Source organism: Brevundimonas sp. (genome assembly GCF_036405315.1).
GTDB lineage: Bacteria > Pseudomonadota > Alphaproteobacteria > Caulobacterales > Caulobacteraceae > Brevundimonas.
Genome location: NZ_DASWXW010000019.1, coordinates 1 through 21,679 on the forward strand (window position 1 = coordinate 1; position 21,679 = coordinate 21,679).

The 21,679-nt window shown below is 67.6% G+C and carries 26 protein-coding genes, 1 tRNA gene, 1 pseudogene and 1 riboswitch; of the genes and pseudogenes, 13 read left to right on the forward strand and 15 right to left on the reverse strand.

Features of this window, described 5'->3' with window-relative positions; all coding sequences use genetic code 11:
- Window positions 1-64: 64 nt before the first annotated feature.
- Together VGE49_RS01310 and VGE49_RS01315 are read left to right on the forward strand one after the other, a co-directional pair.
- A tRNA-Met gene (locus tag VGE49_RS01310) sits at window positions 65-141 on the forward strand.
- A gap of 46 nt (window positions 142-187) precedes the next feature.
- Complete coding sequence (locus tag VGE49_RS01315) at window positions 188-388, forward strand: hypothetical protein (protein ID WP_331032786.1); 201 nt, start codon at window positions 188-190, stop codon at window positions 386-388.
- A 363-nt stretch (window positions 389-751) separates the two neighbouring features.
- Here the strand turns inward: VGE49_RS01315 and VGE49_RS14205 are convergent.
- Window positions 752-1,177 (reverse strand): annotated as a pseudogene (locus VGE49_RS14205) (recombinase family protein); the annotation flags it as partial.
- Here VGE49_RS14205 and VGE49_RS01325 point away from each other — a divergent pair.
- The 3 genes from VGE49_RS01325 (at window position 1,073) to VGE49_RS01335 (ending at window position 3,651) form a co-directional block, all read left to right on the forward strand.
- Window positions 1,073-1,423, forward strand: a complete 351-nt coding sequence (locus VGE49_RS01325; RefSeq protein ID WP_331032788.1) for a hypothetical protein — start codon at window positions 1,073-1,075, stop codon at window positions 1,421-1,423. The pseudogene VGE49_RS14205 and the gene VGE49_RS01325 overlap by 105 nt on opposite strands.
- A gap of 80 nt (window positions 1,424-1,503) precedes the next feature.
- Complete coding sequence (locus tag VGE49_RS01330; RefSeq protein WP_331032812.1) at window positions 1,504-3,147, forward strand: SdrD B-like domain-containing protein; 1,644 nt, start codon at window positions 1,504-1,506, stop codon at window positions 3,145-3,147.
- Between the two features lie 378 nt (window positions 3,148-3,525).
- Entirely contained in the window at window positions 3,526-3,651 is a 126-nt protein-coding gene (locus VGE49_RS01335; protein ID WP_331032789.1) for a hypothetical protein, read from the forward strand.
- A gap of 96 nt (window positions 3,652-3,747) precedes the next feature.
- On the opposite strand, the gene VGE49_RS01340 is transcribed toward VGE49_RS01335, so the two are convergent.
- Entirely contained in the window at window positions 3,748-5,205 is a 1,458-nt protein-coding gene (locus VGE49_RS01340) for an alpha/beta hydrolase (RefSeq protein WP_331032790.1), read from the reverse strand.
- A gap of 110 nt (window positions 5,206-5,315) precedes the next feature.
- Here VGE49_RS01340 and VGE49_RS01345 point away from each other — a divergent pair, with 110 nt between their 5' ends.
- Window positions 5,316-6,749, forward strand: a complete 1,434-nt coding sequence (locus VGE49_RS01345) for a LytR/AlgR family response regulator transcription factor (RefSeq protein WP_331032791.1) — start codon at window positions 5,316-5,318, stop codon at window positions 6,747-6,749.
- Between the two features lie 22 nt (window positions 6,750-6,771).
- Here VGE49_RS01345 and VGE49_RS01350 read toward each other — a convergent pair whose 3' ends face one another.
- From VGE49_RS01350 to VGE49_RS01370, 5 genes are all read right to left on the reverse strand, one after another.
- Window positions 6,772-7,170, reverse strand: coding sequence for an OsmC family protein (locus tag VGE49_RS01350; RefSeq protein ID WP_331032792.1), 399 nt, complete (start codon window positions 7,168-7,170; stop codon window positions 6,772-6,774).
- Window positions 7,171-7,184: 14 nt separating this feature from the next.
- The gene (locus VGE49_RS01355; protein ID WP_331032793.1) at window positions 7,185-8,081 is read right to left on the reverse strand and encodes a pirin family protein; all 897 of its coding nucleotides are present in this window, start codon (window positions 8,079-8,081) and stop codon (window positions 7,185-7,187) included.
- 70 nt (window positions 8,082-8,151) lie between these two features.
- The gene (locus VGE49_RS01360) at window positions 8,152-8,790 is read right to left on the reverse strand and encodes a hydrolase (RefSeq protein ID WP_331032794.1); all 639 of its coding nucleotides are present in this window, start codon (window positions 8,788-8,790) and stop codon (window positions 8,152-8,154) included.
- Between the two features lie 69 nt (window positions 8,791-8,859).
- Window positions 8,860-9,546: a hydrolase gene (locus VGE49_RS01365; RefSeq protein ID WP_331032795.1), complete on the reverse strand. Its 687-nt coding sequence runs from the start codon at window positions 9,544-9,546 to the stop codon at window positions 8,860-8,862.
- A gap of 117 nt (window positions 9,547-9,663) precedes the next feature.
- Window positions 9,664-10,536 carry a pirin family protein gene (locus VGE49_RS01370; protein WP_331032796.1) on the reverse strand — a complete coding sequence of 291 codons (873 nt, stop codon included), beginning with the start codon at window positions 10,534-10,536 and terminating at the stop codon, window positions 9,664-9,666.
- 114 nt (window positions 10,537-10,650) lie between these two features.
- Here VGE49_RS01370 and VGE49_RS01375 point away from each other — a divergent pair, with 114 nt between their 5' ends.
- Both VGE49_RS01375 and VGE49_RS01380 read left to right on the forward strand, forming a co-directional pair.
- The gene (locus VGE49_RS01375; RefSeq protein ID WP_331032797.1) at window positions 10,651-11,613 is read left to right on the forward strand and encodes a LysR substrate-binding domain-containing protein; all 963 of its coding nucleotides are present in this window, start codon (window positions 10,651-10,653) and stop codon (window positions 11,611-11,613) included.
- Window positions 11,613-12,170 carry an NADPH-dependent FMN reductase gene (locus VGE49_RS01380; protein WP_331032798.1) on the forward strand — a complete coding sequence of 186 codons (558 nt, stop codon included), beginning with the start codon at window positions 11,613-11,615 and terminating at the stop codon, window positions 12,168-12,170. Before VGE49_RS01375 ends, VGE49_RS01380 begins: the two co-directional genes overlap by 1 nt.
- 17 nt (window positions 12,171-12,187) lie before the next feature.
- On the opposite strand, the gene VGE49_RS01385 is transcribed toward VGE49_RS01380, so the two are convergent.
- Genes VGE49_RS01385 through VGE49_RS01395 form a run of 3 tightly spaced genes read right to left on the reverse strand, consistent with a single transcriptional unit; the run spans window position 12,188 to window position 14,809 of the window.
- Window positions 12,188-13,354 (reverse strand): glutathionylspermidine synthase family protein, encoded by a 1,167-nt coding sequence (locus VGE49_RS01385; protein WP_331032799.1) that lies wholly within the window; start codon window positions 13,352-13,354, stop codon window positions 12,188-12,190.
- Between the two features lie 3 nt (window positions 13,355-13,357).
- Window positions 13,358-14,098: a PspA/IM30 family protein gene (locus VGE49_RS01390; RefSeq protein ID WP_331032800.1), complete on the reverse strand. Its 741-nt coding sequence runs from the start codon at window positions 14,096-14,098 to the stop codon at window positions 13,358-13,360.
- 15 nt (window positions 14,099-14,113) lie between these two features.
- Window positions 14,114-14,809 carry a YjfI family protein gene (locus tag VGE49_RS01395; RefSeq protein ID WP_331032801.1) on the reverse strand — a complete coding sequence of 232 codons (696 nt, stop codon included), beginning with the start codon at window positions 14,807-14,809 and terminating at the stop codon, window positions 14,114-14,116.
- Window positions 14,810-14,944: 135 nt separating this feature from the next.
- Here VGE49_RS01395 and VGE49_RS01400 point away from each other — a divergent pair, with 135 nt between their 5' ends.
- Genes VGE49_RS01400 through VGE49_RS01410 form a run of 3 tightly spaced genes read left to right on the forward strand, consistent with a single transcriptional unit; the run spans window position 14,945 to window position 16,659 of the window.
- Complete coding sequence (locus VGE49_RS01400) at window positions 14,945-15,592, forward strand: YjfK family protein (RefSeq protein ID WP_331032802.1); 648 nt, start codon at window positions 14,945-14,947, stop codon at window positions 15,590-15,592.
- Between the two features lie 21 nt (window positions 15,593-15,613).
- Complete coding sequence (locus tag VGE49_RS01405; RefSeq protein ID WP_331032803.1) at window positions 15,614-16,027, forward strand: DUF350 domain-containing protein; 414 nt, start codon at window positions 15,614-15,616, stop codon at window positions 16,025-16,027.
- Window positions 16,028-16,032: 5 nt separating this feature from the next.
- Window positions 16,033-16,659 (forward strand): DUF1190 domain-containing protein, encoded by a 627-nt coding sequence (locus VGE49_RS01410; protein ID WP_331032804.1) that lies wholly within the window; start codon window positions 16,033-16,035, stop codon window positions 16,657-16,659.
- A gap of 203 nt (window positions 16,660-16,862) precedes the next feature.
- Here the strand turns inward: VGE49_RS01410 and VGE49_RS01415 are convergent, their stop codons facing one another.
- The 3 genes from VGE49_RS01415 to VGE49_RS01425 form a co-directional block, all read right to left on the reverse strand.
- Window positions 16,863-17,027, reverse strand: a complete 165-nt coding sequence (locus VGE49_RS01415) for a GNAT family N-acetyltransferase (protein WP_331032805.1) — start codon at window positions 17,025-17,027, stop codon at window positions 16,863-16,865.
- Window positions 17,024-17,206 (reverse strand): hypothetical protein, encoded by a 183-nt coding sequence (locus tag VGE49_RS01420; RefSeq protein ID WP_331032806.1) that lies wholly within the window; start codon window positions 17,204-17,206, stop codon window positions 17,024-17,026. The genes VGE49_RS01415 and VGE49_RS01420 overlap by 4 nt, the downstream gene beginning before the upstream one ends.
- Window positions 17,207-17,276: 70 nt before the next feature.
- Window positions 17,277-17,714: an MAPEG family protein gene (locus tag VGE49_RS01425; RefSeq protein ID WP_331032807.1), complete on the reverse strand. Its 438-nt coding sequence runs from the start codon at window positions 17,712-17,714 to the stop codon at window positions 17,277-17,279.
- Between the two features lie 109 nt (window positions 17,715-17,823).
- Between VGE49_RS01425 and VGE49_RS01430 the strand changes: the two genes are divergently transcribed.
- Window positions 17,824-18,846, forward strand: a complete 1,023-nt coding sequence (locus tag VGE49_RS01430) for a GlxA family transcriptional regulator (protein WP_331032808.1) — start codon at window positions 17,824-17,826, stop codon at window positions 18,844-18,846.
- Window positions 18,847-18,891: 45 nt separating this feature from the next.
- Here VGE49_RS01430 and hmpA read toward each other — a convergent pair whose 3' ends face one another.
- Window positions 18,892-20,103: an NO-inducible flavohemoprotein gene (hmpA, locus tag VGE49_RS01435; protein WP_331032809.1), complete on the reverse strand. Its 1,212-nt coding sequence runs from the start codon at window positions 20,101-20,103 to the stop codon at window positions 18,892-18,894.
- A 268-nt stretch (window positions 20,104-20,371) separates the two neighbouring features.
- On the opposite strand from hmpA, the gene VGE49_RS01440 reads away from it, so the two are divergent.
- On the forward strand, window positions 20,372-20,821 hold the full coding sequence (locus tag VGE49_RS01440; protein WP_331032810.1) for an RrF2 family transcriptional regulator: 450 nt from the start codon (window positions 20,372-20,374) through the stop codon (window positions 20,819-20,821).
- Here the strand turns inward: VGE49_RS01440 and cobU are convergent.
- Entirely contained in the window at window positions 20,818-21,339 is a 522-nt protein-coding gene (cobU, locus tag VGE49_RS01445; RefSeq protein WP_331032811.1) for a bifunctional adenosylcobinamide kinase/adenosylcobinamide-phosphate guanylyltransferase, read from the reverse strand. The two genes, VGE49_RS01440 and cobU, sit on opposite strands and share 4 nt — an antisense overlap.
- A 37-nt stretch (window positions 21,340-21,376) precedes the next feature.
- Window positions 21,377-21,585, forward strand: a riboswitch (cobalamin riboswitch).
- Window positions 21,586-21,679 lie beyond the last annotated feature (94 nt).

Below are 21,679 nucleotides of genomic sequence, written 5' to 3' on the forward strand. Positions count from 1 at the left end.
CGCGCTTCGCGCTACTTGAGACCCGATCGTCTTCGAACCCTTCTTCCTTCGCACACCGCCTTGCCGCGGGATGGAGCAGCCCGGTAGCTCGTCAGGCTCATAACCTGAAGGTCGCAGGTTCAAATCCTGCTCCCGCACCCAGTGATACCTCACACCCGGACGTGAGGCTCTGACCTACAGAAACCCCATGGCTCTTGGCCGTGGGGTTTTCTGCTTTCTGGGTGCCACCCAGGCCCAGCAGGACGGCCAGGCTGCCGTGGACCCGCAGGTCGAACTTGCCCAGGCCGTCCAGCGGGATGAAGTCCACGCGCTCGATCAACTTGCGCAGCTCGGCGCGCAGGTCTTCGCCAGCGTCGCCTTCCAGGGCCTGCTGCAGATCCTCGGCTAGGCGCTGATAGGCTTCGGCTACGCCGGGGTGCAGTTGCACGGTCTGGGGCGCAGCTTCGGACAGCAAGGCCGTCAGTTCCTGCCGGCGCGCTTCCAGTGGCGCGGTTCGCACCTTCAGCGTGTTCAGGTCGACCACGCCCTCCATGAACATGACCTGGGCCCGCTCCAGCTGCCGGCCGATCTCGAGCACCTCCTTCTCCATGGGCGCCCGCTCGCGCTCGACCATGCGTCGGTGTTCCTCGGCGGCTTCCTGATAGCGCGTCACCGCCATGGCGACCGCCTGGGGCGACACCAGGTGTGTCTTCACGCCCGCCAGCACCCACCGCTCGACCGTGGTCGCAGCGATGACCTTGCTGTTGGTGCAGGTAGCAGCTCCGCGATCGTAATGGCCGCTGCAGATATACTTGCCGCCCTTCAGCGTCATGGCAGAGCCGCACTGGTCGCACTTCATCAGGCCGGACAGCAGCCGCTTGGGTTTGCGGCCGTGGGCGGCGGGCAGGGCGGACAGCTCGGCCTTGCGGCGCTGGACGCGTTCCCACAGTTCGTCGTCGATGATGCGCAGGGCGGGGGCGGGCTGACGGATCCAGTCTTCGGGCGGGTTCAGGACCGATGAACGTTTCCCCGTATCGGGATGCTTGCGATAACGGCGCCGGTTAAACGCGCGCGTGCCGATATAGAGTTCCTGGTGCAGGATGCCATCCTGGGCACGGCGGTCACCGTGGATGGTCGACGGCGTCCACGTCCCGCCGCGAGGTCCGGGTTCGCGTGCGGTGTTCAGGCTGTGCGCAATTGCGCGGGGCGATTCTCCGTCGGCGTAACGTTCGAAAATCGAACGGATCACGCCTGCCTGACGTGTGTTGACCGCCAGTTCGCCTTTAGCGCCCAGATCATACCCGTAGCAGCGGCCTCCGCCGGAGAAGCCGTCCTTGACGCGAGCGACAAGGCCGCGGCGCGTCTTGTTGCCGAGTTCGGTCAGGAACATCTGGTTCATCGTGCCCTTCAGCCCGATGTGGAGTTCCGTCACGTGTCCTTCTGAAAGGGTCTCCAGCGCCACGCTGGCGTACTTCAGCCGAGGCGACCGGCTATCTGTTCGGCGAGCGCGGCGCGGATGCAGCCATCTCCGGCTCGGTCTGGATGGACGCCGATCATGACCGTGCACGCGACGGCGGCGAGGCCCCTCAGTTCGACTGGACCGTCGAGCTGTTCCTGAACGATGTGCTGATGGACACGGTCCGCACCGACGCCGACGGCGGCTACGCCTTCACCGGCGTGGCGCCCGGCACGGGCTATGCGGTTCGCTTCCGCCACCCGCAGAACAATGCGGTCTACGGCGGCTCCCGTCCGAACGAGACCGGCGCGACCTTCGTCGACGGCGTCGTCTCGACCTCGAACGCGGGCGGCGCGACCCTGAAGGATCGTGAACTGACGGGCGTTACCCTGCAGCCCGGTGCGACCGTCCCGCAGCAGTCCTTGCCGCTGGATCCTTGGGGCTTCGTCTATGACGCTGTCCGCCGGACCCCGGTGCAGGGCGCGGTGGTCGAGATCAACGGTCCCACCGGCTTCGACCCGGCCCAGCATCTGCTGGGTGGCTCGGGCTCCGCGCGCCAGACCGTCGACGCCCTGGGGCTGTATTACTTCCAGCTGCTCAATGCGGCTCCGGCGGGCGTCTACACCTTGTTGGTGACGCCGCCCAACGGCAGCTACAATCCGATCCAGCCGTCCAGCATCCTGCCGCCGTGCGTCGGGCCGCTGACGGTCCATGCGACGCCGGACCCCATGCTGGTCTCGACCAGCAACGGGCCGCCGCCGGCGGGCACGGCCGAGAACTGCGCCACGGGCACGTTGACGACCGGCTATGTCCTCTCGCTGAACCTGACGCCGGGCGTTTCGGCCAATGTCGTCAACAACAACATCCCTCTGGATCCGATCCTGGAGGGGGCGATCGAAGTCACCAAGACCACGCCGATGGTCAACGTCGTGCGCGGCGGTCTGGTCCCTTACGTCATCACGGCCCGCAACACGCTGGCCGGGACGGTGCCGGGCGTGACCCTGACGGATCGCACGCCTGCCGGTTTCCGCTATCGCGAGGGCAGCGCCCGTATCAACGGCGTGGCGGTCGAGCCGATCCAGAACGGTCGTCTGCTGACCTGGAACGACCTGACCTTCGCGGCGGGTGAAACCAAGCGTCTGGAACTGATCCTGGTGGTCGGTTCGGGCGTGGTCGAGGGCGAGCACACCAACGTCGCCTTTGCGGTGAACCCGATCGTCGATCAGGTCATCTCCAACCTGGCCGAGGCCACGGTGCGGATGATCCCCGACCCGGACTTCGACTGCACAGACATCCTGGGCAAGGTGTTCGACGACCGGAACGGCAACGGCGTTCAGGACGACGGCGAACCGGGTCTGCCGGGGGTGCGTCTGGCGACTGCGCGCGGTCTGCTGATCACGACGGACGCCGAGGGCCGGTATCACATCACCTGCCCGATGATCCCGAACGAGGACCGCGGCTCCAACTTCATCGTGAAGCTGGACGACCGGACCCTGCCGACGGGCTACCGCGTCACCTCGGGCAACCCGGAAACGGTGCGCCTGACGCGCGGCAAGTTCGCCCGCCTGAACTTCGGCGCCGGCCTGCACCGCGTGGTCCGTCTGGACCTGAACGGCGCGGCCTTCGACGGCGAAGCTCTGCGTCCGGAGTTCGAACAGCAGTTCGAGGGCCTGATCGCGACCCTGGTCGACCGACGCCTATGTCACCTATGATTCCGAACGCTGGGTCGACGCCAAGAACACCGTGCAGACGCCGGGGTATCTGTTGGTGAATCTGGGCGTCCGCCGCCGCTGGCGCGTGGGCGATAGGGACTTGGCCCTGCGTGCGGTGGTGGTGAACGCCTTCAGCCGAACCGGCTGGATGGGGACCCCCAGCGAACAGCTTTGGTCGATCGCTCCGCGCACCTTCAGGGCGACGTTGACGGCGACGTTCTGAGGTATGGCGGCAGGCTGGCTCAGAAGGCGCGGACGACGCCGAAATTCACCTGGGAGTAGTCGTAGCGCATGGCGCCCAAGGCCATCGGAGCTTTCTTTCTTCACCTCTTCGTGGCGAATAACCTCGTGGGGTAGGCCGGCACGCGGCTGGAAACCATGGCCGCTGACCGCTTCTGGCTGGCCCACGCCGTCGAGGCGGGCGTCAGCCTGATCCTGTTCGGGCTGCGGTGGCCGACCAAGCGCGCGATGGCGGCCGCGCAGGCTTCAAGCCAGGGCGCTTGAGCGCCCTGGAGAGGGGGGAAGCCGCCTGCGTCCTGTGGAGCGGCTCGACTGATCGGCCGCCCGCACAAGCTTCGCGCTTGTATTAGCCGTCGATCCTCAGGCGACCGCGAAGGTCGGCGGCGGCAGGCTCAGCTTGGTGTCGCTCACCGGGGCCTCGTTGAAGAACTTGACCAGCAGGGCCTGCACCTCCGGGTGAGCCTCGAAGACGTTATGGCCGGCGTTCTCGACCAGAACCTGGGCCTTGTTCTGGAACTGGGCGATGACCTCGGCCTGTTCTTCCAGCGGGGTGCGACCGTCGAGGGAGCCGGCGACCAGAAGCGCCGGGGTCTCGATGCGGATCGGCGCGCGGAAGTCGTCGCCCAGGTCGACGCCGGGGATGGCGCCCAGCAGATGCGGCATGGGCATGTTGAAGGCGTCGCCCAGAACGGCCGTCTTCGCCTCGCGGGCGATGAGCGCCAGGCGTTCGGGCGAGATGCCCGAGGCCAGATCCATCGCCTCGGACATGCCGCCGAGGTTGAAGAAGCGGTGGGGCGGCGGGAATAGCGGCGGAAGCACGTCCGTCTTGCCGGCGTCGAGCGCCAGGTAGATTTTCGGCAGCATGGACAGCGACGGCGGATTGGCGACCATGGCGGAGGCCATGTACTGAATCCCGAACCCGCCCATCTGAATGTCGACCGTGCCGTTCTCGGCGGCCAGGGCCACCGTCACCGGATTGGCTTCGAACCGCTCATGCACGCGACGCATCAGGGCCGGCATGTTCGGGATCGCCGCGCGGACGACCGGGTCCTGCCCCATCAGGTGATCCACGCGGTCCAGGAACATGTCGATATGGGCCGGGCGCTTGACGGTCTGATCCTGACCTTCGAGGCTGGCCAGGGCGACGCGACCGATCGAATTCGGATGGCGCTTCAGCACCGAGAGGGCCAGGTGGGTGCCGTAGCTGATGCCCCACAGATTGACCTTTTCCACGCCCAGATGGCGGCGCAGGTCCTCGATGTCGTCGGCGTTCTGTTCGGTGTTGTAGCCGGTCATGGCGACGCCGGCGCGGGTCCAGTCGATCCAGGCCTTCTGCATTTCCTCGCGATACCAGGCGGTGATCCCGGCATGGGTCATGGCGGGGAAGGGCGTGGTCGTGGGGCGGTCAGGAATATGGCCCGACAGCCCGACCCCGCGCTGATCCAGGGCGATGACGTCGGCCGCTTCCCTCAGCGCCATGAAGATCGGGAAGCGCGGCCCCATGGCCGTGCGCGGGCCCGACCCGCCCGGCCCGCCGGCCAGATAGACGATGGGCGGTCCCGGGTTTTTCGAGGTCGAGGCGAAGCGCACGTAGCCGATGCGAATGCGGCGCGAGCCCGGAACGCGGCGATCCTCGGGCACTTCGAAGAAGCCGCGTTCTGCGTCGACCTCCTCGCCGTTGCCAGCCTTGAAGCGGAACGTTCCGGCTTGGGCTTGAGCCTCCTGGGCCTGGGCGGTTCGGGAAAGAACCGCCAGGCCGGGAAGGGAGAGACCGGCGGCGGCCAGGATGGAGCGGCGGTTCGGGGATGTGTGTTTCATGACCTCGGTTGAAGCAGGCTTTCCGGCGCTGCGGGGCGCGCTTCGGCCAACGGTCTGCCTGCGTCGGTGAACGGCAGCGCTTTGCGGCGAATGGCGATAGGGTCGCCGCCATGTGGCGGATTCTCTTCATCGCGATTCTCTGGACCTCGCTGCCGACGGCGTTGCGAGCGCAGGATCAGGGCTATGACTGGCAGGCGTGTCGGGGCGAACCGGGGGCGGCGACGCCGGTTCTGCACGACTGCCGCCCGGTCGGGGGCGTCATCGATCCGCAAGGGAAGGAGCTGTGGCTGCGCGCCGTCGTGCAACGGCCGAGCGGCGATGAACCGGCCGCTCTCTATGTCGTGGGCGCCGCCTCCTCGGAGGCCTGGCTCAATGGTCAGAAGCTGGGCGCGAACGGACGACCGGGCGGCTCGTCGGCGTCGGAAGCGCCCGGCCGCTATGAGGCGTCCTTTCCCATCCCCGAACGGATGTGGCGTCGGGCCGACAACCTCGTCGTGGTCCACATGTCGTCGTTTCACGGCGTGGTGCGTCTGGACAATCCCGTCGCGGGCATTGCCGTCGCCCCCTATCCCTGGCCGTCGCGCACGGTTCCGGTGGCGATCGCTTTCATCGCCGCCGGCGCGCTGTTCGCCGCCGCCTTCGGCTTTACCGTCATCTACAGCCTGCGCCGCACGGGCTCGAGCCTGGCGTTGGCGGCCCTGGCCGGGGTCGCGGGTCTGCAGGCGATTCTGGAGAGCTTGCGGGCGCTGGTTCCCTATGCCTATCCCGTCCACGGTCTGCGGCTGGTCGGCATCTGGGTTCTGAGCGCCGCCTTCGCGGTCATGCTGGTTTCCTATGTCGTGTCGCGCTTCTGGCCGCAGGCGCGCGGTCGGCTGATCCTTCTGGCCGCGGCGGCCGTGGCGGCGACCAGCCTCGCGCCCGGTTTTGACCTGAAGACGCTTCTGGCCCTGATGGTCGGCCTGGCGCTTTCCATCGTCGTGGCCGCCGCCGCCGTGCGCCGTCGTCAGCCCGGCGCGCGGCCGATTCTGGCCTATCTCGCCGTCTTCATCGGGGTCGGCCTGCTATTCCCGACCTGGCTGGTCGACCTGTCCTACTTCCTGTTCGCAACGGGCCTCGTCCTTCCTCTTCTGATGGCCGACGTCGTGCGGCTGGGCCGCGCCGACCAGGCGCGGGAGGCGGCGCTGACGCGCGCCGCGGCGCGTCCGAACTGCCTGACGGTGGCCTCGTCGCGCGGGGTCGAGCGGGTGCCGCTAGGCGACATCCTGGCCGTGGTCGGGGCGGACGACTATGTCGAACTGCAACTGACGAACGGGCGGCGATTGCTGCACGCCGCGCGTCTGGATCGGCTCGAAGCCGACCTGCCGGCCAGCTTCCTGCGGGTCCACCGCTCGGTGATCGCCAACCTCGCACACGTCCGCGGCTTCGAGCGCGACGGTGGACGGGGGCGGTTGCTGATGCAGGAAGGCGCGCCCCTGCCCATCAGCCGTAACCGTCTTCCCGCCGTTCGCGACGCCCTCGACGAGCCCGCGCTACAGTCAGCATGATGCTGACCATGCCGTCGGTGTCTCAGGTCGCCAGGCTGGTGTGCACCGGCACGCCGTTCTTGATGGCCAGGGTGACGGGGGTGCGTTCCGCCACGACGGCGAGGCGGGCGCGCTGATCCTCGTCCAGGGGGCCGGCGGGCGTCAGCACCCGTTCGATGCGCGGCGGGGTTTCGCCGCCCAGGTATTCCAGATGCACGTCCAGCCCTTCCAGAGGCCAGCCCTTCTTCTCGGCGTACATGGTCAGGGTGATGGCCGTGCAGGCCCCCAGGGCCGAGACCAGCAGGTCGAAGGGGGCAGGGCCGCTGTCGGCGCCGCCCAGACGTTCGGGCTCGTCGGCGGTCAGTTCGTGCTTCAGGTCGCCGCCCGTTCGGATCGAGGTCCGATAGCGGGCGGTTCCAATGTGGGCGTGGGCGACGGCCATGCAGGGCGCTCCGGTCAGGACATGGGATTGGCGGTTTCGGCCGGGTCGGGCGGCAGGGGAATGAACTCCTGATCATCCATGTCAGGCAGCTTGATGCGACCCGCGCGCCAGTCGGCCTTGGCCTGTTCGATCCGGTCCTTCGACGACGAGACGAAGTTCCACTCGATGAAGCGTTCGCCCACCGGCTCGCCGCCCAGCACCATGACGGTCGAGGGCTCCAGCGCACAGACGACCGAGGCGATTCCTTTCTCCAGCACCGCCATCTGGCCGTGGCCGATCGGGCGGCCGTCGTCGATCTCGACCAGGCCCTGGACGACATAGACGGCGCTTTCGGAATGGTCGGTCGGGGTCTGGAAGCGGGCGCCGGGCTCCAGCTCCAGGTGCAGATAGTGCAGGGGCGAGAAGGTGCTGACGCCGGCCTTCATGCCCAGGGTCTCGCCCGCGACCAGACGGCCCTTCACGCCGCTTTCAATCCAGGTCGGCAACTCGCCGGGGGTGACGTGCTGGAACGAGGGAGCGATCTCTTCCTGGCCGTTCGGCAGGGCGACCCAGGCCTGGATGCCCTCCAGACGGGCGCCTTCGCGTCGGGCGCGCTCGAAGCGTTCGGAGTGGGTCACGCCGCTGCCGGCCGTCATCCAGTTGACTTCGGAGGGGCGGATGTCCTGCTGGACGCCCAGGCTGTCGCGGTGGGTGATCTCGCCCTCGAACAGATAGGTCAGGGTGGAGATGCCGATGTGCGGGTGCGGGCGCACGTCGACGCTGCGCGGAAGGCCCGCAGGCATATCGACCGGCCCCATATGGTCGAAGAAGGCGAAGGGGCCGACCATGCGGCGTCGGGCATGGGGCAGGACGCGGCCCACCTCGAACCCGCCGAGATCCTTGCGGCGCTGGTCGATTATCAATTCAATCATCGGGGACCCTTGGTGTTGGGGCTGGCGCGAGAGACCGCCTCCCGACCGAACGGCCGAGAGGCGGAAAAGTCTATTCGCGGTCGTAGGAGAACTGAATGCCGGCTGTGCCGCCGGTCTCGATGAACAGGTTCATGAAGGCGGGCACGGTCTCGGCCCGCTTCCAGTCGCGCTGCAGTTCGCAGAACAGCTGAGGCACGGAGATCATCTTTCCGCCCGCCTGCTCGATGCGGCGCAGGGCCATGTCGTGGGCGGCGACCGAGGTGCCGCCGACGGCGTCGGCCACGACATAGACCTCATAGCCTTCGCGCAGGGCGTCCAGGGCCGGGAAGGTCAGGCAGGCCTCGGTCCACAGGGCGGTCATGATCAGCTTCTTGCGGCCGGTCGCCTCGACCGCCTTGCGGAATTCCACGTCCTCCCAGGAGTTGATCGTGGTGCGGTCATAGGTCGGATAGTCGGCCAGAACCTTGCGCAGTTGCGGGATCGGCGGCTTGTTCAGCCCGGTCTTCACATTGACCGTCGAGTGGACGATCGGCAGCCCATAGGCGACGGCGGCCTTGGCCGTGCCGACGATGTTGTTGACCAGAAGCTGGCGGTCCATCGAGGCGATCGAGTTCACCTGAACCGGCTGGTAGTCGATGATGACGAAGGCCGAATTCTGAGGCGTCAGAAGGTCGTCGGCGACGGGATCGCGGATCGGTTCGCTGGCCATGTTGAAGGCTCCGGGGTGGGGGTGCAGAAGGGGCCGACCTCGCCGCGGGGGCGAGGCCGACGGGAAACGTCAGGACCGCTGCGAGTCCAGGGTTTCGTGATCGGTCGCGACCTGCTGGGCCTTGCCGTAGCTCTCGATCAGCAGCTGATAGGCGGGGAAGATGTTGGTGTAGATCGCGGCCCACTGGGCGGCGTCGTCGCGATGCCAGGTCTTCTGCAGTTCCGAGGCGACGGCGGCCATGTCCATCGGCACGACCCCGGCCTGGACCACGCGGGCCAGGGTGATTTCCTGGGCCATCTTGGAATAGGTGCCCGAGGCGTCGACCACGACGAAGACCTTGTAGCCTTCATAGGCGGCGCTGATAGCGGGGAAGGCCATGCAGACGCTGGTGATGGTGCCGGCGATGATCAGGGTCTTGCGGCCCGTCGCCTTCACCGCAGCGACGAAGTCGGGATTGTCCCAGGCGTTGATCTCGCCCTTGCGCGCCACATACTGGGCGTGGGGAGCGTTGGCGTGAATCTCAGGGATCAGCGGGCCGTTCGGCCCCTGCGGCACCGAGGCGGTGGTGATGACCGGCAGCTTGGCCAGGGTCGCCATCGAGGCCAGGGCGGCGGCGTGGCGGCGCAGGGTGGTCATCGGCATGTCGGCCACGGTCTGGAACAGGCCGCTTTGGTGGTCGATCAACAGCATGACGGCGTCGTTCGGGTCGATGACCGGACGCTGGCCGTTGAAGTTGGCAGGGGCGGAAGTCGACATGGGGCGTTCCTTTCAGGCAGGGGGCCGCGTCCGGACAAATGTCCGGTGGGGGCGGGGGTTGCGGCCCGGTCCGAAGGCCGGGCCTGACGTTGTTGTGAGTGGGGGTCGTGAGCCGGATCAGGCGGCGGGGATGTCGCCGAAGCGGCCGCTGTTGAAGTCCGTGACCGCCTGACGGATTTCGTCCTCGCTGTTCATCACGAAGGGGCCGTAGCCGACGATGGGCTCGTCAATCGGCTCTCCGGTCAGGATCAGCAGCACGGCGTCCGCGTCGGCGCTCAGAGTAACGCTGTCGCCCTGGCGGTCCAGCAGCAGAGCCTCGGCGGACCCGGCCGGCTGGTCGCCGTTGACGGTGACATGGCCCGACAGGACCACCACGATGGCGGTGTGGCCTTCCGGCAGGTTGAGTGTCGTCTCGGCGTCCCGGTTCAGCCGCACGTCCCACACATTGATGGGGGTGAAGGTGCTGGCCGGACCCTTGGCGTCCGCGCCGAACTGACCGGCGATGATCCGGGCCGTGCCGGCGTCATCAGGCAGGACGACCGACGGAATGTCGGCGTTCAGGATCGACTGGTAGCCGGGGCGGGTCATCTTGTCCCTGGCGGGCAGGTTGACCCACAGCTGCACCATGCGGAAGGGGCCGCCGGTCCGCGCAAAGGCGGGCGAGTGGAACTCTTCGTGCAGGATGCCGCCGCCCGCCGTCATCCACTGGACGTCGCCGGGGCCGATAGTGCCGCGCTGGCCGGTGGAGTCGCGGTGCTCGACTTCGCCGTCATAGACGATGGTCACGGTCTCGAAGCCGCGGTGGGGGTGCTGGCCGACGCCGCGCCGCTTGTCGGTCGGCTCGAAATTGTGCGGACCGGCATAGTCGAGCAGCAGGAAGGGGCTGACCTGCTTGCCCACGGCGTCATAGGAAAACAGCGAGCGAACGGGGAAGCCGTCGCCGACCCAGTGGCCGCGATCATTGCCGTAACGTCCCAGAACCTTCTTCATGGTGTGTCTCCTGTGGCGACCGGGCCTCGCCGATCGCGTTGGAGACTTTATGACGTTGGAACGCCGGTCGCGGGAGATTGCGAAATCGCCTCGCTGCGTTCTATCAATAGAACGATGCGGGACCTCAACGACCTCTATTACTTCGTCCAGGTGGTGGACCACGGCGGCTTTGCGCCCGCCGCGCGCGCCCTGGGGATGCAGAAGTCCAAACTGAGCCGCCGGGTCGCCGCGCTGGAGGACCAGTTGGGCACGCGGCTGATCCACCGCTCGTCGCGCAAGTTTTCCGTCACCGAGATCGGTCAGGCCTACTACCAGCACTGCCTGGCCATGCTGGTCGAGGCCGAGGCGGCCCAGGCCGTGATCGACAATGTCACCGCCCAGCCGCGCGGGGTCATTCGCGTGGCCTGCGTGCCGGGGCTGCTGACCTATCAGATGGGCGGCCTGATCGCCCGGTTCATGGCCCTCCATCCCGAGGTCGAGGTGCATCTGCACAGCACCAGCCGCCGGGTCGACGTCATCGGCGAGGGCTTCGACCTGGCCATCCGCGTGCGCGAGCCCCCGCTGGAGGAGACGGATCTGGTCATGCGCAAGCTGGACGAGAGCGTGCACCGTCTGGTCGCCTCGCCCGATCTGATGGCGCGTTTCGCTACGCCTTCCGGGCCGGCGGACCTGGCCGACTGGCCCAGTCTGGATTTCGGTCCGGCGCGCGGGGACCATGTCTGGGCCCTGCATCATCGCGGCGGCATGACCGCCTCGGTGCGCCATAGGCCACGTCTGGTGACGGACGACCTCCACATGCTGCACGAGGGCGCGCTGCGGGGGCTGGGCCTGGTCCTGCTGCCAAGCGTGGCGGTGGCGGGCGATCTGGAGGCCGGGCGGCTGATCGACCTGCTGCCCGACTGGCGGCCCAAGCGCTGGATCGTCCACGCGGTCTTCCCGTCGCGGCGGGGGCTGCTGCCGTCGGTGCGGCTGCTGCTGGACTTTCTCGCCGAGGGTTGCGCGGCCCAGCAGATTCACGGTGAAACCCCCGCGTCGCTGCGCGCGACCCCCTATGCCTTTGCGGAGACGATAGACTGATGCGTCTGGTCGGACTGTCGGGCAGCCTGCGGGCCGCCTCCTATAACAGCGCCTTGTTGCGCGCGGCGCAGGGCCTGACGCCCGAAGGCGTGGAACTGATCGAGGGCTCGATCCGGGGCATTCCCCTCTACGACGGCGACGTCGAACGGGATCAGGGTCTGCCCGAGGCGGTGGTGGCGCTGAAGGAACTGATCGCCGGCAGCGACGGCCTGCTGCTGTTCACGCCCGAGTACAACAACGGCGTTCCCGGCGTGTTCAAGAACGCCATCGACTGGCTTAGCCGCCCGGCCTCGGACATCGAGCGGGTGTTCGGCGGGCGGCCGGTGGCGGTGCTGGGCGCCTCGCCCGGCCCCTTCGGCACGGTGATGAGCCAGGCGGCTTGGCTGCCGGTCCTGCGCACCCTGGGGACCGCCCCCTGGTTCGGCGGGCGACTGCTGATCCCGCACGCGGGCTCAGCCTTCGATGCGGAGGGGAGGCTGATCGACGAGGACGCCCGCCGCCGTCTGGCCCGCTTCATCGGTGGTTTCGCGGATCACTGCCGTTCAACCGCCGGCTGATCGCCCCCGACGCTGCGTCAGTCCTGAATGAAGTGCGGCAGGAAGCGCGAGGTGTTGCGGGTGATCAGGCTTGTGTCTTCGCGCAGGCTCATGCCGGCGGCCTCGTCGCCGACCACCCAGGACCCGACGATGACGTGGTTGCCGTCGAAGCGGGGCGGGTTGCAAAGGGCCTGACGGATCCACCGACCGCCGCCATAGCCGCCGTCGATGACCTCGGCGGCGCTGCGGCCCTGTTCGATCAGTTCGACGTTGGCGCCTTCGCGCGAAAACAGAGGCTTGCGGACGTAGGATGATCCAAGAGCTGAATGGGCCGGATCGTCCTCGAAATAGGCCTCCAGCAGGTTGGGGTGGCCCGCGTGGCGTTCCCACAAAAGGGGCAGGATGCCCTTGTTGGACAAAAGGCTCTTCCACGCCGGCTCCAGCACCGTCACCCCCGCCGTCGGCAGGGGCGCGGCGTAGTCGTCGCGCAGCATCTGCTCCCACGGATAGAGCTTGAACATCGCCTGGATGATCCAGTTCTCATGGTCTACGAACTGACCGTCGGCGTTCAGCCCGATCTGGTCGATGGCGACGAACTGCGGGTCCAGCCCGGCCTGCTGGGCCAGGTCTTCGAGGAAGCGCACCGTCTGGCGGTCCTCGACGAAGTCGGCGTCCGAGCTGAAATGCACGAAGCCGCCATTGGGGAAGATGGCCCGGAAGCGATCGACCAGCTTCTCGTGCAGGCTGTTGAACTGATCGACGTCGGCGGGCAGGACGCCGGCCTTGATCTGATCCTCCAGCCACAGCCACTGGAACACCGCCGTCTCATAGATGCTGGTCGGGGTGTCGGCGTTGTATTCGTACAGCTTGGCCGGACCCGTGCCGTCATAGGCGAAGTCGAAGCGCCCATAGAGCGACGGATCGCCCCGTTTCCAGCTGTCGGCGACGTAGTCCCGCATGGGCTCGGGGATGTCGAGCTGCTCCATCAGCCGTTCGGACTGGACCGCCTCGGCGACCAGGTCCAGGCACATGGCGTGCAGTTCCTCTGTCGGCGCCTCGATCCCGTCCTCGACCTCGGCCATCGTAAAGGCATAGGCGGCGGTTTCGTCCCAATAGAGTTCACCGCCGGTGTGACGCCAGGTGAAACCGAGGCTGTCGGCCTGGGCGTCCCAGTCGGGGCGGGGATCAAGGCGCAGACGTTGCATGGATCAGGCCGGGTCCTTGTCGGGCGTCGATTGACCGATGCGCGGGGTGACAATGGTCACGTCCTTCTGGGTCAGGCGAGCCAGGACGTCGTCGGCCGAGGAATGGCCGGGCAGGATGCCGGCGTCGCGCAGCTTGGCGTCCAGATCGGCGCCGGTGCGGCGGTCTTCCAGGGCCTGGTTCTCGCGCAGTTTTTCTTCCTGCACGGCCTGACGCTGCTTGATGCGTTGCAGGCTGTCGGCGGCCGAGCCGATGCGCGACTGGGCGCCGGCCGAGTTCAGCGCCACCGAGGTCTGGGCGCGCTGGACGGACTCGTTAACCTTGACGATGTCGATCTCGCGGCGGAGCGTCTCGATCTTCTGGTCGGTCGAGGCGATGGCGGTGCGCAGTCGCGCCTCGGCCGTCTTCATGTCCTCGATCAGCGGGCCGCGGCTTGAAATCTCGACTTCCAGTTCGGCGATGCGGACGGCGACTTCGCGCGCCAGATCAGTCTTGCCCTGACCCAGGGCAGAGCGGGCCGAGCTTTCATATTTGGCGATCTGGTCGTGGAAGCTGGCCATTTCATTCTCGGCCATGCGACGGCGCGCCACCAGTCCGGCCAGGTCGTCGCGCGCCTTGCCCTGAGCGTTGTCGGCGTCGCGAATTTCCTGATCGAGGATCTTCAGCGCATTGGCGTCGATGACGCCCTGGGCTGCGTCATGGGCGGTGCCGCGGAACAGGGCGGAAAGTTTTCTGAGCATGGACATGGTCGGTTTCCGGGATCAGGCGGCGTCGGCGCCGAAGGTTTCACGCAGTTCGGTGGCGTCGATGGCGTTTTCCGCCAAGGTGCGCAACTCGATCAGGATGGTTTGCAGGGTCGTCTTGCACGACAGTTCGCCCATCAGCTCATAGACGTCCTCGCCGCCGACATTGGTGATGGCGAAGTTCGACAGGGGCACCACGCGCTGGGCCTTCAGCAGAAACTCGTTGAAGGCGTGGCGGTCGGCCTGTTCGGCCACGGGCCACAGCAGCACCGAGCAGACGATCTGGGCGCCGCCGACGCTGAGATAGACTGGCAGGTCCCCATACTCGTGCATGGTGGCCAGCAGAACAGCGTCGGCTCCTTCCAGCACGCGCAGGGTCATCTCGCCCTCGCGGACCAGGGGCGAGGCGTCCAGCGCCGCCTTGATGGCCGGCACGGTCCAGGGGGTTTCGATCACGGCGTCCATATGGTGGTCGTCTCCAGAAGTGATGGGATCAGAGGTGGGGCGGCGCGCCCGACCGGCAAGGTCTCGTCCGGCAAGATGCGGTCCGCGCGTCGAATCGGTGATGATGGCGCGGACGGCGGCCTTCACGTCGTCGCGTGCGGCCTCGGGCACCCAGAGTTCCAGCTTGACCAGTCCGGCCTCGCGGCGCGCCTGTCGCCACGCACGAATGCGCTCGGTTGCGGCGGAGGAGGGGGCGGGCAGTTTGGTCATGTTTCATGTAACGCGTAACATGAATGCTTGACATCGAGCAATGCAGGGCGGAATTTCAGGCCATGATCCGCATCATTCGGTCGCATCGACTCTGTTCGCTCGCAGTCGGCTCGCAGCAGGCCTAGATAGTCGCCCATGTTCAAGAAGCTTTTCGGACAGTCGGACAAGGCCGCGCCAGCGTCGCGTCTGGCGACGGTTCGCAACATCACCGTGGGCCGCACCGTGGCGCTGGATCCTCTGGCCTGGCGGCGACTGGGCGATGAGACTCATTTCACCCTCGACCGCGACGTGCTGGACATCACGGCCCAGGGCCTGGTCAGTCTGGACGGCGGGCAGTTCGTCCACCGCTTTTATACCGACGATCACGTCATGCTTCAGGCTATGAGCGACGACGAGGCGGGGGCGGAAAGCTATGACTTCAGCCTGTTCGTGCCCTGGACCTCGGCCTATCCGCCGGGTGAGCGCGAGCGCCGCATCTGGCGGGACCGTCTGTCGGCGCCGGTGTTTCATGGCGCGGCCGAGGATCTGCCCGACTATCCGCGCTTCTGGTTTTCCGAAAGCGACGCCATCCAGCCGCCCGTCACCCTGTGGGAGACCATCTGGGACGACCGCGCGGCGACGACGCCCTATGCCAAGATCTTCCAGACCTGCATGCTGTACGGGCGTGATCTGGCCGGGGGGCGCGAACTGATGATCGCCCTGGAGCAGCAGCCCGAGGGCGGCGAGACGACGCACGAAATCATGATCGGCATTCCGCTGGAAATGGCCGAGTTCCGCGCCTGACGGCGCCTGGGGAGAAGCAAGATGTTCGACTGGTTCACGTTTCAACAGGGGGCGATCGCCTTCCTGATCGCCTTCGCGGCGGCGGGCGCCTTCACCCTGGCCTTCAAGCTGATCTACCAGTGGGTCACGCCCTATCATGAGCGCACCCTGATCCGCGAAGGCAATCCGGCCGCGGCTATCGCGCTCGGCGGCGCGCTGATCGGCTATATCCTGCCGCTGGCCTCGGCCCTGTCGCACACTGTCAGCCTGGCCGAGTTCGCCGCCTGGGCCCTGCTGGCCGGCGTGATCCAGATCGTGGTCTTCGTGGCGGTCAGCCGGCTGGCCTTCCGCAATCTGGTGGTACGCATCGAGGCGGGCGAGATCGCCGCCGCCGTCTATCTGGCTTCCATCTCCATCGGCGTCGGCCTGTTGAACGCCGCCAGCATGACGGCGTGAGCGCGATGACCGATCCCAGGGACCTGCCCCAAGACTTGCCCAAGACCAGGACGATGCGCCGCATGAAGCGGTCGCGCGTCCTGCACGTCAGCAGCCTGATGGCCACCGCCAGCTTCTCGCTGGCCGCCTGCGGCTCACCCCAGGTCGCTGCGCCGGAACCCGAGCCGGTTCAAGCCTACACGTCGCTGGAGGAATGCCGCGCCGCCGACGATATCTCGGACGCCGAGTGCGACGCGGCCCAGGCCGAGGCGCAGAAGCAGGCTGCGACCACGGCGCCGCGCTACGCCACCCAGTCCGAGTGCGAGGGCCAGTGGGGACCGTCGCAGTGCCAGCCCAACCACAGCGGCGGCGGCTCCTTCTTCACGCCGCTGCTGACCGGCTTCATCATCGGTCAGATGCTGGACGGCGGGCGTTATCGCGGCGGCGGTCCGCTGTATCGCGACCGCGACGGCCAGTATTCCAACGGCTACGGCGGCGGCTACACCTACCGCGACTATCGCACCGGCAAGACTCTGACCAACGGTCGCGAACACGGCGACGTGGCCCGCCAAGCCCCCAGTCGGGTGCAGAGCCGCACCACGGTCGTCTCGCGCGGCGGCTTCGGCGGCGGCGGACGCGGCTACGGCGGCTAGGCGGACGTCTTGCGGACGGCGGCGCCAACCCGCGCCGCCTCCAGCGCGGACGATCAACTCACGGGATAGGCGCGCACCACGCGCAGTTTCCATACGCCGCCTTCGCGAACCGCCATCGAGAGGTTGGCGAACCGGCGCACTTCTTTCCAGCTGACGGCGAGGTCGCTGGAACTGCCTTCATGGCTCGCCTCTTCCTTATGTCGTCATTCCGGCGAGGTGGTCTTTTCCATGAAGACCACGCCCGGCTGGTCGGGGCGGGGGCCGGCAACCGCCCATCCCTGTCGGTCGTAGAAGCGCAGGGCGCGGGTGTTCGCCTCCGACACGCTAAGTCGCGCCCGCGCGAAGCCGCGGCGGTTGAGCGTGGTCATCGCCTGGCGGTCGAGCGCATTCGCACGCCGCCCAGGATCGCGCCGACCGCCAGTTGGCGCGCCCAGCGCCAGCCCGGACGGCCGACGATCTCGATGACGGGGCGGCGACGCAGCGAGCGGACGCCAGGATCGCGGGGATCAGCAGCGCCGCCAGCGGGGCGAGGAAGGCGACGATCCATCAGCTGTTGCGAAGGCGTCGCTCGCCGTCCAGCATGATCCTGAGGATCCATCGGGGCATTGGGGCGGCCGTCAGAGGGCGCGGGCCGCGAGGGCCAGGCTCGAGATGACCACGCCCCAGGTCAGGGCGAGGCCGGTCAGGTAGGCGACCGTGCGGGCCGGCTGCAGGCCGCGCAGATAGATCGCCGTGTGCAGGTATCGCACGGCGACGAAGGCGCCGAACCACCAGGCCGCCGCATCGGCGGCTCCGCCCAGCAGGGCGAAGGTCAGGGCGGCGATCAGGAAAAAGGGGATGTTCTCGAGATCGTTGCGCCATACGGCGCCGCAGCGAACGACGAAGGGGGCCTCGCGGTCGGTCACGGTCGTCCGCATCAGCCGGGCGTCCTCGGGGACGAGGAAGGTGCGCGCTCGCGCTCGGCTCACCACCTGCGCGGCGCTGAGCAGGGTCGACTTGAACAACAGGGCCGCGAGTGCGAGGGCGAGGACGGGCAGGGCGGGATAGGCGATCATGAGGGGGCTCCTTGAACCAGGTGGCGGGAACCTGACCTCCTGAGCGGGGTGTTGATAGTGGCGGATTTGACAATATGATGGCTAAATTCGCCAAGTCGTGGAGGCGACGATGCGCAAGGTCACGGTCGGAATCCTGGTGTTCGAGGGCTGCCAGGAAAGCGGCCTGACCGCGCCCCTGGACGTCTTTCGCATTGTCGAAGCCCTGTCGACCGCCGGATCGGCGTCAGAGCCGGTGGCCTTAGAAGCCCGCTTCGTTTCGATCGGGGGCGGGATGCGCCGCACCGCCGGCGACCTGAGGGTCGAGACCGTTCCAGCCGAAAGCGCGACGCTCGACGCGGTGATCGTACCGGGCGTGCACCACCGCGACGTCGCCGATCTGCTGCGCGCGCTGACCCCGCTGGACGCCGAGGCGGCGTGGCTGGCGAAGGTCGCGTCGTCGGGCGCGCCGGTCCTGGCCTCGTGTTCCGGGGTCTTCATGCTAGGGGCGGCGGGCGTGCTGGACGGACGGCGCGCCACCACCAGCTGGTGGCTGGGGCCCGCCCTGCATGACCGCTTTCCGAACGTGCGGTTGGAAGCCGACGGCCGCATCGTGGCCGACGGCGTCTGCGTATCGGCGGCGGGGGTGACGTCCTATCACGACCTCGCGCTATGGCTGGTCCAGCGGTTCGCCGGCGAGGACCTGCGCCGGGCCTGCGCCAAATTCCTGCTACTTGATCTGGACCGGCAGACCCAGACCCCCTTTGTGATCGAGCAACTGATGGAGGCTCCGCGCGAGGATCTGATCGCAAGGGCGCGCGACTGGTTGAATGCGCGGCTGACGCAGACGGTTCGGATCGAAGATCTGGCGCGCCACTGCGGCGTCAGCCAGCGCACCTTGCTGCGCCGGTTCCGCGACACCGCCGACCGCACGCCGGCGCGCTATCTGCAAACCCTGCGTCTGGCGCGCGCCAAGGCGCTTCTGGAGGACACGGCCCTGCCGGCGGCGGAGGTGGCCGTCCAGTGCGGCTACGCCGACGTCGCGACCTTTCGCAAGACTTTCAAGCTTCGGGTCCGGCTGACGCCCTATCAGTATCGCGAACGATTTCGGCGCCGATTGCCGGACGAGACGGTCGTCGGAGCGGCGGCGTCCTGAGCCCCTCCGGGCCGCACGAAGGCGCGGCCTGGAGGGAGATCGTCGTCAGGCCGCCAGAAGTTCGTCGGCGGGGCCGAAGAACTCATAGTGGATGCGGTCGGCCGGCACGCCCGCCTGCGTCAGGTCGGAGACCAGGGCGCGCAGGAAGGGGCGGGGGCCGCAGAGATAGTAGTCGGCTTCCTGAATCGGGGTCTTGTCGGCCAGCCAGGCGCCGTCGATCAGTCCGGCATGGTCATAGTCGAAGCCCTGGGTCTCGCCCGCCGTCGGGGCTTCATAGAAGGTGCTGCTGCTAACGCCCGGGCGCGTCGCCGTCAGTTGGCGGACGTGCTCGCCCATGGCGTGAAGCCGACCATTGTAAGCCCCGTGGACATAGTGGACCGGAACCTGCGGGTGATGGGCGACCAGGGTCTCGAGCATGGACACCATCGGCGTCAGGCCGACGCCGCCCGACAGCAGAACGACCGGGCGCTGCGGCTGCTCGGGCAGGAAGAACTCGCCGGCCGGCGGAGACACCTTCAGCACCATGCCGGGACGGGCGTTGTCGTGCAGCCAGCCCGAGGCCAGGCCGTGCGGTTCGCGCTTCACCGTGATGCGATAGGCCTCGTCGTTCGGCGCGCAGGAGATGGAGTAGTTGCGCTTGACCGGCGGGTGGCCGGGAATGTCGAACCAGAAGGTCAGATACTGGCCCGGCTGGTGACGCAGCACCGGGCCGCCGTCCACGGGCTTCAGGATGAAGGAGGTGATGACCGCGCTTTCGGGGCGGATATCGGCGATCTCGAAGGCGCGCCAGCCCTTCCAGCCGCCCTTCGCCGCCGCCAGGTCGTCATAGATGGCGGCTTCGCGCGTGATCAGGATGTTGGCCAGGAACCAGTAGGCCTCGCCCCAGGCGTTCAGGATCTCTTCGGTCGCCGCATTGCCCAGCACGTGGGCGATGGCGCCCAGCAGGGCGTTGGCGACGTGGGGATAGTGTTCCGGCAGGATCTGCAGACCGACGTGCTTCTGGGCGATGCGCTCGACCGCGGCGGCCAGGGCGCCCAGATTGTCGATGTTGGCGGCGTAGGCCAGGATGGCGCCGGTCAGGGCGCGGGGCTGGGAGCCTCCCGTGTCATGGTGCGACTGGTTGAACAGGTCGCGGATCTCGGGGTTCTGGAACATCCGCGAATACATCTCGCGGACGATGTCGAGGCCGTGGGCTTCGAGGGCAGGAACGGTGGCTTTGACAAGCGCGATCGTGCGCTCGCTGAGGGCTTGCGACATCAGTGTCTCCTTGAAGAATAGCGATGTGAGAGAAGTGGAAGCCGTCGCGCGGCGTCAGCCGGTGGACGGCGCGCTAATGCGTTCGGAGCGGCGCGGCTGCGCCCGTTCCCTGGTCGGGACGCGGGCGGGGGCGTTGATCTGCGACGGGCCGGTCATCGGCTTCGCTCCATTGATGCATTGGAAATACATCTATAGCCCGCGTTTGAAAGATGCAAACAGAATGCATATATTTTCCTGCGGCGGGCTGACGCGCTGATCGGAGACCCGAATGCGCCTCACGCGCTACACTGACTACGCCATGCGGGTGCTGCTCTATCTGGGCGCGCGGCAGGAGCGGCTGTGCTCCATCGCCGAGATCGCGAGCGCCTACGACATTTCCCAGAACCATCTGATGAAGGTGGTCAGCGATCTGGTGAACGCGGGCTATCTGGTCAGCGTGCGCGGGCGTGCGGGCGGGATTCGGCTGGCGCGCCCCCCGGCGGAGATCAACATCGGCGCGATCGTCCGCCATACCGAGGACGGGTTCGATCTGGTGGATTGCGGCAGTTGCGTCATCGCGCCCGCCTGCGGTCTGACCGGCGCCCTGGCCCAGGCCTTGAGAGCCTTTATGGCGGTGCTGGACGGCTACACGCTCGAGAACCTGCTGAACAAGCGCCTGGACATGGCGGGTCTGTTCGACAGGTCGGCGTCCGGCGGCCAAGGCGCCGACGCGCTCTAGGGCCTGGCGAGGTCCAGCTTCATCCCGGCGACGATCAGGCAGGCGCTGTCGGCGACGGCGGCGATCCGCTGGTTCAGGCGTCCGGCTTCATCCCGGAAGCGGCGGCCCAGGGCGTTGTCGGGCACCAAAGACCAGCCGACCTCGTTGCTGACGACCCACAGGCTGGCCGGGCAGGCGGCGAAGGCGGCCGTCAGATCATCGACGGCGGCCGGCATGTCGCGATCCCCCAGCATCTGATTGCTGAGCCACAGGGTCAGGCAATCGACCACCGCGACATCCTTGGCGCCCAACCCCCGCACGGCGGCGGCCAGATCCAGCGGGGCTTCCAGCGTGCGCCAGCTGTCGCCGCGTTCGCGCCGGTGACGGTCGATGCGGTCGCGCATCTCGTCGTCGAAGGCCTCGGCGGTGGCGATCATCAGGGGAGGGCGGCCGGTTTCCGCCGCCGCCTGTTCGGCCTGTTTCTGGGCGTAGGCGCTTTTTCCCGAGCGGGCGCCGCCGAGGATCAGGGTCAGGCTCATTGATCGTCTCCGGTTGACCTCTGGGGCGCGCGGTCCTACTGCCACGGTCGCGTCAGGTTCCCCGAAAGGGGATCAAAAGGGAACGGAGTGTGAAACTCCGGCTGTTCCCGCAACTGTAAGCGGCTAGCCCGCGCGTCATACGCCACTGGCGGTCCGGAAGGCCACGGCCTGAACGACTTCTGGGAAGGCGACGCGCACCGGCCTTGATCCGCGAGCCAGGAGACCTGCCTGTCGCCGTCGTTCTCCGCGCGGTCGGGATGTGCCGAGCGGTCGAGGCAACTCGTGTGACGACAGTCGTAAACCAGCCGCGTCAGCGGCCGCTTTCGCTCATCCGGGCGGA

Bases quoted from the DNA above. Each gene is read 5' to 3' on its own strand.
- hmpA (WP_331032809.1), bottom strand. From the start codon at position 20,103: ATGTCGCAAGCCCTCAGCGAGCGCACGATCGCGCTTGTCAAAGCCACC.
- VGE49_RS01420 (WP_331032806.1), bottom strand. From the start codon at position 17,206: ATGGATCGTCGCCTTCCTCGCCCCGCTGGCGGCGCTGCTGATCCCCGC.
- VGE49_RS01355 (WP_331032793.1), bottom strand. From the start codon at position 8,081: ATGATTGAATTGATAATCGACCAGCGCCGCAAGGATCTCGGCGGGTTC.
- VGE49_RS01375 (WP_331032797.1), top strand. From the start codon at position 10,651: ATGCGGGACCTCAACGACCTCTATTACTTCGTCCAGGTGGTGGACCAC.
- VGE49_RS01370 (WP_331032796.1), bottom strand. From the start codon at position 10,536: ATGAAGAAGGTTCTGGGACGTTACGGCAATGATCGCGGCCACTGGGTC.
- VGE49_RS01335 (WP_331032789.1), top strand. From the start codon at position 3,526: ATGGCCGCTGACCGCTTCTGGCTGGCCCACGCCGTCGAGGCGGGCGTC.
- VGE49_RS01340 (WP_331032790.1), bottom strand. From the start codon at position 5,205: ATGAAACACACATCCCCGAACCGCCGCTCCATCCTGGCCGCCGCCGGT.
- VGE49_RS01410 (WP_331032804.1), top strand. From the start codon at position 16,033: ATGACCGATCCCAGGGACCTGCCCCAAGACTTGCCCAAGACCAGGACG.
- VGE49_RS01405 (WP_331032803.1), top strand. From the start codon at position 15,614: ATGTTCGACTGGTTCACGTTTCAACAGGGGGCGATCGCCTTCCTGATC.
- VGE49_RS01380 (WP_331032798.1), top strand. From the start codon at position 11,613: ATGCGTCTGGTCGGACTGTCGGGCAGCCTGCGGGCCGCCTCCTATAAC.
- VGE49_RS01360 (WP_331032794.1), bottom strand. From the start codon at position 8,790: ATGGCCAGCGAACCGATCCGCGATCCCGTCGCCGACGACCTTCTGACG.
- VGE49_RS01400 (WP_331032802.1), top strand. From the start codon at position 14,945: ATGTTCAAGAAGCTTTTCGGACAGTCGGACAAGGCCGCGCCAGCGTCG.
- VGE49_RS01315 (WP_331032786.1), top strand. From the start codon at position 188: ATGGCTCTTGGCCGTGGGGTTTTCTGCTTTCTGGGTGCCACCCAGGCC.
- VGE49_RS01440 (WP_331032810.1), top strand. From the start codon at position 20,372: ATGCGCCTCACGCGCTACACTGACTACGCCATGCGGGTGCTGCTCTAT.
- VGE49_RS01390 (WP_331032800.1), bottom strand. From the start codon at position 14,098: ATGTCCATGCTCAGAAAACTTTCCGCCCTGTTCCGCGGCACCGCCCAT.
- VGE49_RS01385 (WP_331032799.1), bottom strand. From the start codon at position 13,354: ATGCAACGTCTGCGCCTTGATCCCCGCCCCGACTGGGACGCCCAGGCC.
- VGE49_RS01425 (WP_331032807.1), bottom strand. From the start codon at position 17,714: ATGATCGCCTATCCCGCCCTGCCCGTCCTCGCCCTCGCACTCGCGGCC.
- VGE49_RS01350 (WP_331032792.1), bottom strand. From the start codon at position 7,170: ATGGCCGTCGCCCACGCCCACATTGGAACCGCCCGCTATCGGACCTCG.
- VGE49_RS01415 (WP_331032805.1), bottom strand. From the start codon at position 17,027: ATGACCACGCTCAACCGCCGCGGCTTCGCGCGGGCGCGACTTAGCGTG.
- VGE49_RS01345 (WP_331032791.1), top strand. From the start codon at position 5,316: ATGTGGCGGATTCTCTTCATCGCGATTCTCTGGACCTCGCTGCCGACG.
- VGE49_RS01430 (WP_331032808.1), top strand. From the start codon at position 17,824: ATGCGCAAGGTCACGGTCGGAATCCTGGTGTTCGAGGGCTGCCAGGAA.
- VGE49_RS01395 (WP_331032801.1), bottom strand. From the start codon at position 14,809: ATGACCAAACTGCCCGCCCCCTCCTCCGCCGCAACCGAGCGCATTCGT.
- VGE49_RS01365 (WP_331032795.1), bottom strand. From the start codon at position 9,546: ATGTCGACTTCCGCCCCTGCCAACTTCAACGGCCAGCGTCCGGTCATC.
- cobU (WP_331032811.1), bottom strand. From the start codon at position 21,339: ATGAGCCTGACCCTGATCCTCGGCGGCGCCCGCTCGGGAAAAAGCGCC.